This is a genomic window from Pseudomonas azotoformans (genome assembly GCF_001579805.1).
Lineage (GTDB): Bacteria > Pseudomonadota > Gammaproteobacteria > Pseudomonadales > Pseudomonadaceae > Aquipseudomonas > Aquipseudomonas azotoformans_A.
The window spans coordinates 24,169-37,246 of the sequence record NZ_CP014546.1 but is presented as its reverse complement, the minus strand read 5'-3'; the positions used below and the strand labels follow the sequence as shown (position 1 = coordinate 37,246).

Below are 13,078 nucleotides of genomic sequence, written 5' to 3'. Positions count from 1 at the left end.
CTTCGCCCTGGACAATTCAAGCACCTGATCCGTGTTGCATCCGTTACTGGTCGTCTGCCAGAGCGCGATGTGATGTTGTTGTGGCTCACCCGGCTTTCAAACATCGTCTGTTGGAGAGCGGCCCGGAGGTGTACCGGGCATGTGATTCGCTGTAACAGACCATCAGCAGGCTCTACCGGCAAGCAGGCATAAAGCATGGGTCATCACACAGCGGGCGGCGCTCGCTGGCGGCTAAGGTGCTGGCCACGACCGGCGATGTTGAAACCGTGCAAATGATTCTTGGGCATGCCGAGCTGGACCATTCCAAACCGTACCTATCAGTGGATCAAGGCACTATACGACGCGCTTTTGAGGTGGCATTGTAGATACTATGTTTATACATAGCGCTTGTGTTCGGTGTGTCTTGTATCTACAATGTGTACACGTTATGGAGGTGTTTATGGAAGTCAAAATTCAGCAATGGGGCAACAGCGCGGCCATCCGCCTGCCGTCTACCGTGCTCAAGCAAATGAGTCTGGTCAGCGGCGACGTGCTGCTGCTCAATGTCGACTCGGCAGCCGAAGCCATGACTCTCAAGCCCGCGAAGGCGAAGCCGCGTTACCAGTTGGCCGACCTGATGGCTCAGTGCGAATTGAGCGCGCCGGAGCCTGCCGAATTGGCCGCGTGGAATTCGATGCCAGCAGTCGGGCGTGAAGTGTGAAGCGGGCCAAATTCAACCGGGGCGACATTGTGCGCCTGAACTTGAACCCTACCGCTGGCCGTGAGCAGCAGGGCGATTTTCGTCCGGCGCTGATCATTTCGCCTGCTGCCTTCAACGTTTCAGGATTGGTCCTGATTGCGCCCATCACCCAAGGTGGCGATTTTGCCCGCTATGCCGGATTTGCCGTGCCGTTGAGCGGTTCCGGCACAGAGACGCAAGGCGTTGTACTGTGCAATCAAATCCGCACTGTTGACCTTGAGGCCCGAGGCGCCAAACGCGTGGAGTCGGTTCCCGAGGTCGTGATGGACGATGTACTGGCCCGCATTCAAGTGCTGATTGAGTAAGGAAAATCCGATCATGAAAGATCAAGCGCAATCGGGCTACAAGCCTATACAGGACGATGTGTTGAAGACACTGGGTCTTGCGATGATCGCAGGGCAGGGTGTTGAACGCCTGTTGAGCAGTAGCCTTACGTTCCCTTTGCACGGCGAGCCGCTGCAAACTGTGGAACAGGTTCAGCTCCTGCTGGAGCGATATTCGAAAGCTACTCTGGGACGATTGCTCAAAACGCTGCGGGAGCGAGTTGATCTGCATCCCACCTTCGACGACACGTTGCATCGCTTCCTCCAGCATCGAAACATCATCGCGCATCGCCTACATGATCTGCCGGGCGGGTTTGACCTGCATTCCGATGAAGGGCGAGGAAGGCTAAAGGCTTTCCTGCTCCAGTACATGGAGGATGGTCACACCGTCAGCATGGTATTCCTGGGCGTCTTGAGGGGGTGGGTGAGCCAAGAGGGCATTGCTATCCCCAATGAGCACCATCTGAGCCAACGAATGCTGGATCACCTCGACGACAATGTGATGCCAAATTTGGAAGCCTTTATCAGGGCTAAAGAACACCCCTAAGTCCACGGAAAACGCCCAGGTACGCCCAAGCCCCGGCCTAAGAAACCGGGGCTGAGGACGTAGAAGAGTCCTTTCCCTGTAGGCAGGAGTTTCAAGATGCAGCACGTAGGCGATTTGATTGTTACCGATACCCAAGAGACTACTGGTCAAGTGACTGGCACCACTTACGTGCGCGCTGGAGGGGTTTTGATTGCCCGTGGGCAGCTATCAGGCGGGCTAATTATCGAAGCCGGCGGCCACGCTATCGTCCATGGCCAGGTGTCTCGCAACGTGTTGAATCATGGGAAGCTTGAACTGCTAGGCCAGGTTTCAGGCATGGTCATTGGGAATCCGCCGATCAACCCAGTAAAGCCGGTTCAAATCGTAGGTACTGATCTTGAGGTTCCATTTCGTGGCAAGACCACCTCATGGACGTACCCCGGCTAGTTCGAGGAATTGTACTGGCACCGTCAAAAGCCCCGCATCTGTGGGGCCGAGTACATAGAGCGATGCGAAATTTCGCGCCCATGAAGAAAAGGAACGACAACGTGACCGCTTCTACTTGCCGCATCTGTGGACTCCTCTACGTCCCATCCTTGGATGAAGATCGCCAAACGCACGCAGCTATTCATAAGAAATATGCGCGGGGCTCTCAGCCTCAAAAGGTTCGGGATTTTTCAAAAGCATTCGGATGGGCTGTCGCTTTCAATGATGGTGGTCTTGACCGAATGAAAGATCATTACGACCCAGAGCTTGGCAAGCTAGTTGTAGCGTTCTCCTGGTGGAGCCGCGCGCTTTCGAATGGTGTTCCAGAGAAAGATTTTGACCGCTACATGGATGCCCACTTGGCATTTGCTGATTCGCTGGTAAGCGGTGTCGGCCAGGTAGAGGCAAGAGCAGCAATCCAAAAATGGGAGCGATTCGCAGGTTAATCCGGATTACACGAAAAATTTTAGGAGAGACACAATGACCAACACGGCTACCGCTTTCGACGTACAAGCCAAGTACCCCAATGAACAAATACAGCGCAGCTGTGAGGAGCGTTTGCAACTGCTTCTGACGGCCCAATCCAATGAGCAGGTTAGCCATCAGTACCACCAGGGCAATGGCTATGTTCAAGCCCTGTCAGATGCCGGTCTGATCACCCGCCAGGAAGGCGGCATCATCAGTAGCCAACTGCTGGAAACCATGTTGAAGGCCGTGAAGCGCCTGAATGACGCAGGCGCGAAGTAACGGTCAAGGTTGCGAACTCACGGAAATGCCGCTGCATCCAAAAGCCCGCCTCCGTGCGGGCCTTGTCAGCAGGAGCAGGGCATTTTTGGCCCTAGGGACCGAGCTGGGAAACCTCACGTTAGGAAGCAAATTATGGAAGTTGAGAAATCGGTTCTCATTGCGGTTAAGGATTTATTGTCGTCTCGATTAGAGAGCATGCCGTGGCACGAGTTTGATCTTGAGTCAGGCTACGGCGATGTGCGTGGCGAGCTGGTGGTTTTGTGTCGGCAGAACGCCGATTCTGAAGCCCTCACGAAGGTTCTGAGAGCAGAATTTCTGCATGATGATAAGCAGGTGTATATCACCAACATTTTCATGCCCGAATCCATGACGAAAGAGCGATTGGGTAAGCGCGTGATTAAAGTTATGTATGAGGCTTGTGCAAAGCACAATTACCACCTTCTGCTAGTCGATATGGTTCCGTCGTTCTATCGCCGCATGCTCGAACGTGGCGCGCATAGAATTGATGGAGACTCAGTTCAAATTCATGCCAAGACAAACCTACTTGATGATCTGGCGAAGTAGGAAAACGGTCATGGCTGATGGGTTTGAAGATCTACTAACAGAGGCTGGGTATCGCCTTATTGATCCAAACGGCAAGTGGCCGATAACTTGGGTCATCGGGGACAGTTGGGTGGTTCTGAGCGAGTATTGGGAGTGGACAGTCGGCCCTGATGAGCCTGCTACCGAGGAACAAATTCGTAAGCTACTGGCACGTTCTGGCGGGACTTACGATTTGCAGGACTATTGATAGGAAATCGCCATGACCGTAAAAGAGCAAAGCACGCCAGGTAAGAGCTGGCTTCTAACAATAAAGATTGACACTTAACAATAAAGATTGACACGCCGTAACATAGATTGACACAAGGCCGAAACCCCCGTATTTACGGGGGTTTCCATTTTTTGGCTGAGCCATCGGTCTAGATTCTCCGCTTCGCCACGCTCCGGGAGTAGGCTAAAGAGGGCTGTACCATGAACAGGGGGTGGGCGATTTTTTCCTATAACTATTTTTCAGGGCGAGGAGAGGCGGTCCCGGCGGACGAAGGAGGTAGCATTGCGCGGTCGTAGGTTTTCGTCTGAGACAGATATTCAGCGGCATATTTCGAATGGATTCGGTAGCGGAGCTGGTGCCAGTTATCTGCCGTGGCTGCGCGTCCAAGACGTGCCTTCCAGAGGACGCTCCCACAAGATCCAAGGTGTGAAGATCGATCGTCTCCACCACCTCTTTTCTGACCTCGAACGCGCTTATTTTTTGGTATGTGAATTTTCGGAAAATGTTGTGGATATACGCGAACAGTATCCACTGCTACCGCGAGAAAGTGCTCAAGCAATCGCGAGCTCTATGGGAGTGCGATACCCGAAGTATCCGAAGACAGTGCTTCCTTACGTTATGACCACGGATTTTTTATTAACGATAAAAAAGCCCGATGGCAGCTTTAAATCCGTAGCCAGAACAATCAAATACCGCAGTGACCTCGAAGGCAAAAAAGCCAGGAGGACGTTGGAAAAATTTGAGATCGAAAAGCGTTTCTGGACTGGCCAACACGTTGATTGGGCCATTGTCACCGAAGAAATGTTCAGCCCCGATTTGATCAAAAATTTAGGCTTACTCAGGAAGTTCGCTCAACTGCCGCGCGCCTTGGCAGAGCCATCATTACACACAGATTTTCTGGGGCACTTAGCGAGCTGTCGTCCCTACCCGTGGAGTACTGCTGAATCTCTGCGAAAGATTGCCGCACGTTTATTTATCTCCTATCAAGACTCTCGGGCTTTATATCATCACCTGATATGGGCTAAGTCGATCAAGGTAGATTTGGTTGGTACTCCCATTCAAATGACTGCACCACTACCAACATTTGAAATCATTGAGAAACCAATGAAAATTTCACTGACGGCGGAGGGCCTATCATGAAAGTCCAAGTCAATGATTGTTTCGAACCGCTTACTGAGTTTTCCGTCGTGCCGGGCTTCGTTAGGGTCTTGTACCTCAATGAGCGATACGATGCGGTCGTTTTGATCCAATTAACGGATCCGCCCCGCCAACCGATTGGTTTAGGCCTGGAGGAGCTTCGCGGATCCGTCATTGCAGGTGATACGAAGCTAGCCAAGGTCGTTACGCCTGAGTTTCTCTTAGTGTTAGAGGATGACTTGGATGAGAAAAAGAAGCGGGAAAGGGATGAAAAGTGGAACATCATCGCACCCCTGATCGACTCAGGTTATCCAGGTCAGATATTCGCTCCTGGTGAGATGGGTCAAATGGTCGGCGCTAGAGCTGTTGAGCTCGGTATACAGCGCAAGAGCATCTATCGGCTTCTGTACCGTTACTGGATCAACGGCCAAGTTCGAAATGCGCTCTTGAAAAACTATGCGGGCGTCGGAGTTCCTGAGCGCAAGTATGATCCCGCAAAGCCCCCGGGTAGGAAGCCAAGGTATCAAGGTATTGCCGTTTCACCGACCAAGGTTATCGATGCAGTGGATAAGCGCTGTATCCGTATCGGCTACTCGTTATTTGTCGGGGATAAGACTTCTACGATAACCAACGCCTATGTTGAGATGCTCAGGAGGTTCTATACCGCGAAAGACCTGTCGAAAAATCCAGAATCAGGCGGTCGTTTGCTACCCGAATCGGAAATTCCTTCCTTTAGACAGTTCGATTATTGGGGAAAGCAATATTTCGACGAGGTTGAAACTGAACGTGGCCGTAAGGGAATGCGTAAGTGGCTAAAAGATTGCCGCCCCCTTTCTGGAACCGTCCGTGACTGGCTTCGTGGCCCCTGCCATCAGTTTGAGATCGATGCCACCATTGCGGACATTTATCTCGTGAACGGATACTCCAGGCGAATGCTCATTGGACGGCCGGTTGTGTACGTCGTCATTGATAGCTTTTCCGGCATGATCGTCGGTCTCTATATCGGATTAGAGGGCCCGAGTTGGAACGGAGCCAGGCAAGCGCTTTTCAACGCTTTCACTTCGAAGGTTGAGTTTTGCGCTACCAATGGGGTCACAATCGATTCAGAGGAATGGGCCTGTCATCACCTCCCACATCACATCTACGCTGATCGAGGCGAGATGTTGGGGAAAGCAGCTGAGGGTCTTGCCACTGGCCTGAATATCGAGCTGGGAATCGCTCCGCCTTACCGCCCTGACTGGAAGTCGATGGTTGAGAGCCGGTTCGGTATCCTGAACAACCTGACAGGCATCAGGTGGCTTCCTGGTGGTGTAGCTGCTAGGGAGAAGGAACGTGGCGAGCGAGATTACCGACTCGATGCAACGCTGAGCATTAAAGAGTTCACCAAGATTATCATCCAGTGTGTCCTTCACTATAACCGCTTCAACAGGCAGCCCGACAGGCTCACTCAAGAGATGATGAACGACGGTGTCGATCCGACGCCGTCAGGTATCTGGACTTGGGCATTAGAAAATGGTCATGTCGAACCAAACAATCATCCCGACGAGATGGTCTATCTCCATTTGCTTCCGCGTGAGCAAGCGACGGTGCAAAAGGGTGGTGTGCTATTCCGAGGGATGCACTATGTCTGTGATGTAGCGATCGAGAACAACTGGTTTGCGAAGGCCCGTAGCCGCGGGGTTTGGTCGATAGAGTGTTGGTATGACCCAAATTCCTCAGCACATATTTGGATTCGGGGAGACAACAAACAGTTCATCCGTTGCGATTTGCGTAAGTCTGATAGCAAGTATGCTGGTTATCGATCCGATGAGATTTTCGATCTGCTCGAAGCTTACCGCCAGACTCCACCGACTCATAAACGTGCTGAGCTGGAGAGTCGGATTTCGTTGCTGGAGGAAGTTAATAAAGTCGTCAGCGGTGCGATCGCTGAGCGAAATGATGAGCCAGCGCCTGCGACCAAAGCTGAGATGATTGGAAATATTCGTGAGAATCGCGCCGTTGAGCGCCTCAAGGAGCGTGAGACCGCCCATGTGCCAGAGGGTGTGAGGATTGAATCGCCTGTGCTCAAGACAGAGATCTCCCAAGATCGCTCAGAAAACTTTGCCGGCCCTCGCAGCGCTCAGGTTATCGATATGCTCAAACGCCTCCGCCCAGGACAAAACTCATGAAAGGCGCCCAAGTTTTCGCAAGCTACACGAAGCAGGCGATAGCGGACTACGCGGGAAATCCACTCATCGAAGCGCTGCCACCGATCTTCTCAGAAGAGGTGGCAATGCAACTAATCTCGAACTTCCCCCGTCCTGTTGATCCAGAAGAGCTGACCCTCGACCGATCGACTCGGGTTCACTGCATCGACCGCTTGAGAACGGTGGTCCAGCCTTTGTTGGTCCACATGGATCTGGAGTCCGTATTTTCATTGCTGGTACGACGTGGGTACGTCGGACGCAACCCGACCTCTCCAGACACTGTCAGACATCTTCACTCACTTTCGGGCGCACAGCGCTACCACGATGGATTCAAGTCCACTGCCGAAACGTTCAGTCTGGTTGGCCTTAGTGGCATTGGAAAGTCCACCGCACTCGAAGCCATTTTGAGTCTCTACCCTCAAACGATTCGCCACGAGCGTTATGAAGGAAAGCAGTTCGTTCATACCCAGATCACCTGGCTCAAGCTTGACTGCCCCCGAGATGGTTCGCTGGCAGGCTTCTGTCAGCAATTTTTCTATGCGGTCGGGCGAGCTTTAGGTGATGAGGATTACTACAAGCGGTATAGGGCTCGGAACATCAATGACTCGTTGCAACAAATGGAACAGGTTGCGAGTACATTTTTCATCGGAGCTTTGCTGATCGACGAACTTCAGAACCTGCACCTTGCAAAAACTGGGGGCAAGGACAACATGCTCAATTTCTTCCTCCATCTAGTGAACAACATCGGCATTCCCGTGGTGTTCATCGGGACAAATTCGATGATCAGCCTATTTTCGGACGTCATGCGCAACGCAAGGCGTTGCTGCGGCGTCGGGGTACTCGAATTTAAACGTTTTGAGAAGGACGATGACGAGTGGCGCATGCTTGTTGAAAACCTCTGGAGCTATCAGTGGTACCAGCAGCCGGTCGAACTGACAGAGGATGTGTTTGATGCGCTGTATGAGCATACACAAGGGGTCACCGACTTTTTGGTGAAGCTTTTGGTGCTCAGTCAAAGGTACGCGATCCAGAGTGGTTCGGAATGCGTTACCGCCGAGACAATTGCGTTGGTGAGCAACACCAAGATGCAGATATTGAAGCCAGCTTTGTCCGCTCTGCGAAGCCGAGATCCGAAACGGATGCGGCAGTTCGATGATTTGCTTCCGATTGAAGACCAACTAAGCGACATGATGGCGTTCGATGGTGTGGCTCGGCCCGGAGCGACTGGCATTGCTGCGCAGTGTCATCAGTCGCAGCGACAATAATGCTACCAAACCTAATGTGGCGGCCGTTAACCAAGTCAAATCGCAGTCACCTGCGGCGGTGGCGGTTGAGACCTCAGAGGCACAGGCGCTAAGTGAAAGTGAAGACTCCATTGAGGCGTTGAAGAGCGCCGGTTGGATAAGCAGTGATCTCTTTGAGTTTTCTCCGTTGTATCGGAAGGGGTGAATTAAGGGTGACGAAATGGGGCTCAAATTCCATTTCTTTCCGGCCGTTTTCCACGATGAGACGCTTCACAGCGTTCTCTCAAGATACGCCCGGCTCTGTGGCGTACGTAGTTGCGCAGCAGTTTTCGATGGAGCGCAGTCCGCGAAATGCTTTTCGCAGAACGTTGCTTTTCCATGTCGACTAGCTGAGCTTGTCGAGGCGCTGCCGTGTGATACAGGCTTATCGCTAGCCGCTGTTATAAAGCGCCATACGCAACTGCCCTACTACGAACCTTTTTTGACCCCGCAACAGGTGGGCGACGCCAATATCTTGATGGCGGGAAACGGCAAGGGGTTGATGCTAAGGTTGGGGTTAATCGCGAGCCGACTCCAGTTTGCTTCGAGAGTGCGATTTTGCTTCGACTGTGTCGAACAGGACATGGCCTGTGTGGGAGCAGCGTACTGGCACCGTGTGCATCAGCTTCCAGGCGTTTTGATCTGTCCCCACCATGGAACTCCGTTGAGGCTCCTTGATTACCGCTGGTTGAGCAGAAACTCTCGAAGAATGCATTTACCGGACGATGAGGACGTTCAGTCTCACTCCATTTCGCTAGAGATCCCTCAAAATCTACAAAGTGCTCTGCACGAAATAGCGCAGCGTTCGATGCAGGTGCTTGAGACCGATGTTCCGCCATTATGTCCTGATGCGATTCGCTCGGTGTTTCTGGATAGCGCTATTGCCTTGAAAATGGCTTCCGATACTGGTCGGCTGCACTTAGGCATTTTGGCGCGACACATGTCTGCATTCTTTGAGGGGCTCCCCTCCTCAGGGGAGTACTCGATACTGAGCAAGTCGTCTGCGGATATACCGGCGGCCTGGATTGTGAAGCTTTTACGTAAGCCGAGGGGCACCCATCATCCACTGAAATTCATCCTGCTGGCCTGTGCGCTCAAGGTCGACATGGAAAGGATACTGCGGCCAAACGGTCCTATTACCGAGTCGCTTAGTCGAACTGCCAATACCGAAACTCCCTGTGGACGAGCTGCCAACAGATCTCCAACCAATCGCTCAAGCACCAATGAGTATATGAGTGAGGCATCTGAAACGATCTGGACGCTGGCGCTCTCGGGGCTAACGCTAAAACCATAGCGTCAGAAACAAGGAGCTCGGTTACATGCGTCTATCGAATGATACGCGCGATTTCGAATGGACCTGACCTATGGAAAGAGGCGAGGCTTTCGAAACTTCTGGTTGATAGGAGGAACCGATTTGACGGGGAATACAGAGCTCGCCTAGCTCATGAGTGTCGAGATTATGTGTGGCTTCATCGAAACGATCGGCAATGGCTGTCCGAGCTGACACAAGAGCCAGGTAAAGCCCACAGACCGCGCGGACAGCAGGCAGAAAGATTCAAAGACCTCGACCTTGCCAACGAAGTGGTTCAATGCGCTGAAATGTTACGAGCGCTTCCAGGTAAACCTGTCCGCATCTCACGGACAAAAATAGGCAGAGAGCTTCATGTGTTATCTAGGTTTGAAAAGCAGCTCAACAAGCTGCCGCACTGTGCGGCTGCACTGGCAGCCGAATGCGAAACCCTTGATGCATTTCATCGGCGGCGCCTGAGCTGGGCCCGAGCGGAAGCTAAAACTTGACGGCAAGCCAATCACTCAATCAGCGCTGTATCGAACAGCGTGTCTCAGAAAACTCCAAATATGAGTGAATGCACCCTGATCCGCGTATGAATATTGCTCTGTAACGCCGTCGGCACAAGCCTCTATATATATGAGCTGTGCGTGGATTCGATGTGTGAATTTTGACGAGGCGTGCAGTGAAAGTATTTATATGTGTGGTGTATTGTATTTTGACTCTGGCGTAAAAACTGCTGTTTTCTAATAAAATAATTGCTGGCTGTTCGCTACTGTATGGCGTTCATTTTTAAAAATCCTTACCCGGGTACACGGTGATATGTGATAAAAGAACACCATCCACAGGACTCGCGTCCTACCAGAACCCACGTTAGAAAGTCGGCTACTCATGTCCAGTATTCTGTTTTTCCCAATGTCTATGCCAGACGAGACACTATTATCTCGTATTACGAGATACCATTTTTTGTCCGGAAACAAAACCGAGGCAGAAACCTTTCGTGATCTTTTTGGCGTTGCGCCATTTCAGCTATCTATCATACCGAAGCAATTAGAAAACCTTGCTTCTCGATTGCCGGGAGTTAAAGAAAGCAACTTGGCTGAGTTGCTTGAGATTAACACTACGTTCCCAGCCTACAAACCTTTTATAGGATTATCAAAAGAACCCTCTAAGGAGTTTGACAAGGTTTTATCTGATGTCGCTCGAGTGCCTAGGAGAGAAGGTACGAGGAATAGCAGAGCTAAAATTTGCTTGGCCTGTGTGCAGGCCGACCTCATAGAGTGTGGCTACGCATATTGGCACCGAGCTCATCATGTACCGGGCGTTACAGCGTGCTGGCGACATGGTGAAGAACTTCTTCAATCTTGCCCTAATTGCTCTCATCCTTTTTATCGTAAAAACCGATTGTTACCGGGGTTGACCGATGATTGTGCTTGCGGGTGGAACGCTGTTAAACCTGCGAACCGCTCACTCGCCTCAAATGAAGAGCGCGAGTTTGCAGTTTTTGTAAATGATATTCTGCAACGCAATCTGCCATCGATAGATTATACGGTTTTGGCTGCTTGTTATCGGCGTCAAGCAAAGAAGCAAGGGTTTGTTCATGGGAACCTAATTGGCACAGCTAAATTATTTAGCAGTATTCGTGATAAGTTCAGCGATAAAATTATTTCAAAAATTGATTTGGCATACGCAGCTGGAATTCGAAGTCAATGGATTAGGCTATCGACAACAAGAGGTCAAATTGATATGCCGTTGGCAAGGCATCTTTTAATATCTCTCCATCTTTTTGGATGTGCAGAAAAGTTTGAGAATGCTTGGCAGAAGAGTCTCTACTTGCTAGCTCGGCAAACCCGACGGTCCGTCTTAAAGAGAAAACTTTGCCAGAACATAAGAAAAAGGCTTATCGAGAAAAAATCTCAATGCTACTTGAAGTGAAGCCAGGCATTGGTATGGACTATCTTTGGGTAAGTGCTTATCAAGTAACCCGTTGGCTCAACGAAAACGATAAGGACTGGTTGTTGAGTAAAATTACAGGGAACGTAATGCAGAAGAGTAGTGCCGAGCCGGCGGTGAACGATGAGGACGAAAAATACGCAACTATTCTTATAGAGGGCGTTGAGAACTTGTACCGCATCACCCAAAAACAGGTGCGAGTAAATATCAGTAACATGCTTGCACTTTTGCCGCGAAAAGTAAGTAGGCAGCGTGCGACTCGTAAGTCTTTCCCGTTGTTGTCAGCTCAACTTGAACTTCAATTTGAGTCTCTTTGGCATTTTAGGTTGCGGAGATTTATATGGACGATGTCGGAGATCGCGAGGCTTAAGTTACCGCCAAACAACTCCAGCTTGAGATTATTGACAACAGTACCTCATGTGGCCTGCCAGGCTCTCATAAATCACTTCGAGTGGAATTTAGACAGCATGGTTAAGGACGGCATTAAGGTTGAGGTTATGCTTAGAAATACCGGCGTCTCGCGGCAATGGGAAGGGCCACCAGGTTATGATATTCCCATGGGTGGCAATGCATACATGGAGATGATCGCGTCCAATTCAAAGCCCCAGTAGATATTTTTATGGCGTGGCGCAGTTGCTCTGGATCCGGTGATTTCTGTGGCTTATTGCTGGGCGTTGGATGTCATTGTTAATACCGACGCCTATTGCGTATTGATCGGGCATTGGATGTGCACCGATAGCAGCGGTTTACGCATATACGGGATTTATGCCGCATACGTCGATTTCGCGTATTCAATGTCCGCAGACATCGGTATCTATCTCAACGTCGATTCAAGCATGAGCAGGGGAATTACGTCGCTAGCGCAATCCACTCCAGTGGGCTGCGTAATTACATAGGCTTGACCACCTATTTGCATTCGACTTGACCAGTTAGGCCGTGATTGATTGTTTCGCTGTACGTAGCCTGACTGACAAGATTTTAAGTGTGATAGAGAACCCTAACAGCCGCTTAATCCATTTGATTCAGTCTTGGTTGCAGCCATTGGTGTTAGCCACGGCATTTGATTCGTAGGAATGAGTCGCTCGACAATTGCGCAGTCGATCCAACGACCGTCAAGGCATGCATGTTTCTCGTAAACCCCGACTTGGCGGAATCCGCAAGCTTCGCACAGGGCGAGACTGGCGCGGTTAGATGTGAACACGCGAGAAAGGACTTTCCAAAATCCACGAGCTTCTGCTCTTTAAGCAGCGCCTGAAGGAGATTCTTACCCAGCCCCTGGCCTCGCACCTCACGGCTCATGTAAATCGAAAAGTCAGCGATGCCGTCATAGCACGCGCGATTGCGGTAGTCACTAAGGCTCGCCCATCCGATGACCTTATCGTGCTCATCAAGCATCACCAGAACGGGATAACGATCATGAGCCTCAAGTCGCTCTAGCATGTCATCAGGGTTACGCGGAGTGGTCTCGAACGTGGAACTTCGTTCCGCAATCCCTTGGTTATAAATAGTGGCTATCGAGGTTGCATCAACTGGCTCAGCAGGACGGATACGCATGATCGGGTTCCATTATGTTGGTAGTAACAACATTTGAATCAAAAA

15 protein-coding genes and 3 pseudogenes are annotated in these 13,078 nt (G+C 51.0%); 17 read left to right on the top strand and 1 reads right to left on the bottom strand.

Annotated features, from left to right (window positions below):
- Nucleotides 1–161 precede the first annotated feature (161 nt).
- The 17 genes and pseudogenes from AYR47_RS32845 (at nucleotide 162) to AYR47_RS32820 (ending at nucleotide 12,090) form a co-directional block, all read left to right on the top strand.
- The gene (locus tag AYR47_RS32845) at nucleotides 162–365 is read left to right on the top strand and encodes a tyrosine-type recombinase/integrase (RefSeq protein ID WP_335340616.1); all 204 of its coding nucleotides are present in this window, start codon (nucleotides 162–164) and stop codon (nucleotides 363–365) included.
- 74 nt (nucleotides 366–439) lie between these two features.
- Nucleotides 440–700 carry an AbrB/MazE/SpoVT family DNA-binding domain-containing protein gene (locus tag AYR47_RS00190; RefSeq protein ID WP_061433827.1) on the top strand — a complete coding sequence of 87 codons (261 nt, stop codon included), beginning with the start codon at nucleotides 440–442 and terminating at the stop codon, nucleotides 698–700.
- Entirely contained in the window at nucleotides 697–1,044 is a 348-nt protein-coding gene (locus AYR47_RS00185) for a type II toxin-antitoxin system ChpB family toxin (protein WP_061433825.1), read from the top strand. Before AYR47_RS00190 ends, AYR47_RS00185 begins: the two co-directional genes overlap by 4 nt.
- A 13-nt stretch (nucleotides 1,045–1,057) precedes the next feature.
- Nucleotides 1,058–1,609 carry a hypothetical protein gene (locus tag AYR47_RS00180; RefSeq protein ID WP_061433823.1) on the top strand — a complete coding sequence of 184 codons (552 nt, stop codon included), beginning with the start codon at nucleotides 1,058–1,060 and terminating at the stop codon, nucleotides 1,607–1,609.
- A 96-nt stretch (nucleotides 1,610–1,705) separates the two neighbouring features.
- A complete protein-coding gene (locus tag AYR47_RS00175) occupies nucleotides 1,706–2,035 on the top strand; it encodes a hypothetical protein (RefSeq protein WP_061433820.1) in 330 nt (109 codons plus the stop codon).
- A 101-nt stretch (nucleotides 2,036–2,136) separates the two neighbouring features.
- A complete protein-coding gene (locus AYR47_RS00170; protein ID WP_061449394.1) occupies nucleotides 2,137–2,520 on the top strand; it encodes a C2H2-type zinc finger protein in 384 nt (127 codons plus the stop codon).
- Nucleotides 2,521–2,554: 34 nt separating this feature from the next.
- On the top strand, nucleotides 2,555–2,821 hold the full coding sequence (locus AYR47_RS00165) for a hypothetical protein (RefSeq protein ID WP_061433818.1): 267 nt from the start codon (nucleotides 2,555–2,557) through the stop codon (nucleotides 2,819–2,821).
- A gap of 132 nt (nucleotides 2,822–2,953) precedes the next feature.
- The gene (locus tag AYR47_RS00160) at nucleotides 2,954–3,385 is read left to right on the top strand and encodes a hypothetical protein (protein WP_061433816.1); all 432 of its coding nucleotides are present in this window, start codon (nucleotides 2,954–2,956) and stop codon (nucleotides 3,383–3,385) included.
- 10 nt (nucleotides 3,386–3,395) lie between these two features.
- Nucleotides 3,396–3,611, top strand: coding sequence for a hypothetical protein (locus AYR47_RS00155; protein WP_061433814.1), 216 nt, complete (start codon nucleotides 3,396–3,398; stop codon nucleotides 3,609–3,611).
- A 303-nt stretch (nucleotides 3,612–3,914) separates the two neighbouring features.
- The gene (locus AYR47_RS00150) at nucleotides 3,915–4,772 is read left to right on the top strand and encodes a TnsA endonuclease N-terminal domain-containing protein (RefSeq protein ID WP_061433812.1); all 858 of its coding nucleotides are present in this window, start codon (nucleotides 3,915–3,917) and stop codon (nucleotides 4,770–4,772) included.
- Nucleotides 4,769–6,937 carry a Mu transposase C-terminal domain-containing protein gene (locus tag AYR47_RS00145; RefSeq protein WP_038444699.1) on the top strand — a complete coding sequence of 723 codons (2,169 nt, stop codon included), beginning with the start codon at nucleotides 4,769–4,771 and terminating at the stop codon, nucleotides 6,935–6,937. Before AYR47_RS00150 ends, AYR47_RS00145 begins: the two co-directional genes overlap by 4 nt.
- A pseudogene (locus AYR47_RS00140) lies at nucleotides 6,934–8,404 on the top strand (ATP-binding protein). The gene AYR47_RS00145 and the pseudogene AYR47_RS00140 overlap by 4 nt, the downstream one beginning before the upstream one ends.
- 15 nt (nucleotides 8,405–8,419) lie before the next feature.
- Nucleotides 8,420–8,845, top strand: a pseudogene (locus AYR47_RS32840) (TniQ family protein); the annotation flags it as partial.
- A gap of 102 nt (nucleotides 8,846–8,947) precedes the next feature.
- Complete coding sequence (locus AYR47_RS32835; protein WP_237142576.1) at nucleotides 8,948–9,532, top strand: TnsD family Tn7-like transposition protein; 585 nt, start codon at nucleotides 8,948–8,950, stop codon at nucleotides 9,530–9,532.
- Nucleotides 9,533–9,570: 38 nt separating this feature from the next.
- Nucleotides 9,571–10,035 (top strand): TnsD family Tn7-like transposition protein, encoded by a 465-nt coding sequence (locus tag AYR47_RS32830; RefSeq protein WP_237142524.1) that lies wholly within the window; start codon nucleotides 9,571–9,573, stop codon nucleotides 10,033–10,035.
- 382 nt (nucleotides 10,036–10,417) lie between these two features.
- Nucleotides 10,418–11,461 carry a TniQ family protein gene (locus AYR47_RS32825; RefSeq protein ID WP_237142523.1) on the top strand — a complete coding sequence of 348 codons (1,044 nt, stop codon included), beginning with the start codon at nucleotides 10,418–10,420 and terminating at the stop codon, nucleotides 11,459–11,461.
- Nucleotides 11,446–12,090 carry a hypothetical protein gene (locus tag AYR47_RS32820; protein WP_237142522.1) on the top strand — a complete coding sequence of 215 codons (645 nt, stop codon included), beginning with the start codon at nucleotides 11,446–11,448 and terminating at the stop codon, nucleotides 12,088–12,090. Before AYR47_RS32825 ends, AYR47_RS32820 begins: the two co-directional genes overlap by 16 nt.
- Nucleotides 12,091–12,476: 386 nt before the next feature.
- Here the strand turns inward: AYR47_RS32820 and AYR47_RS00125 are convergent.
- Nucleotides 12,477–13,033 (bottom strand): annotated as a pseudogene (locus AYR47_RS00125) (arsinothricin resistance N-acetyltransferase ArsN1 family A).
- Nucleotides 13,034–13,078: the final 45 nt, after the last annotated feature.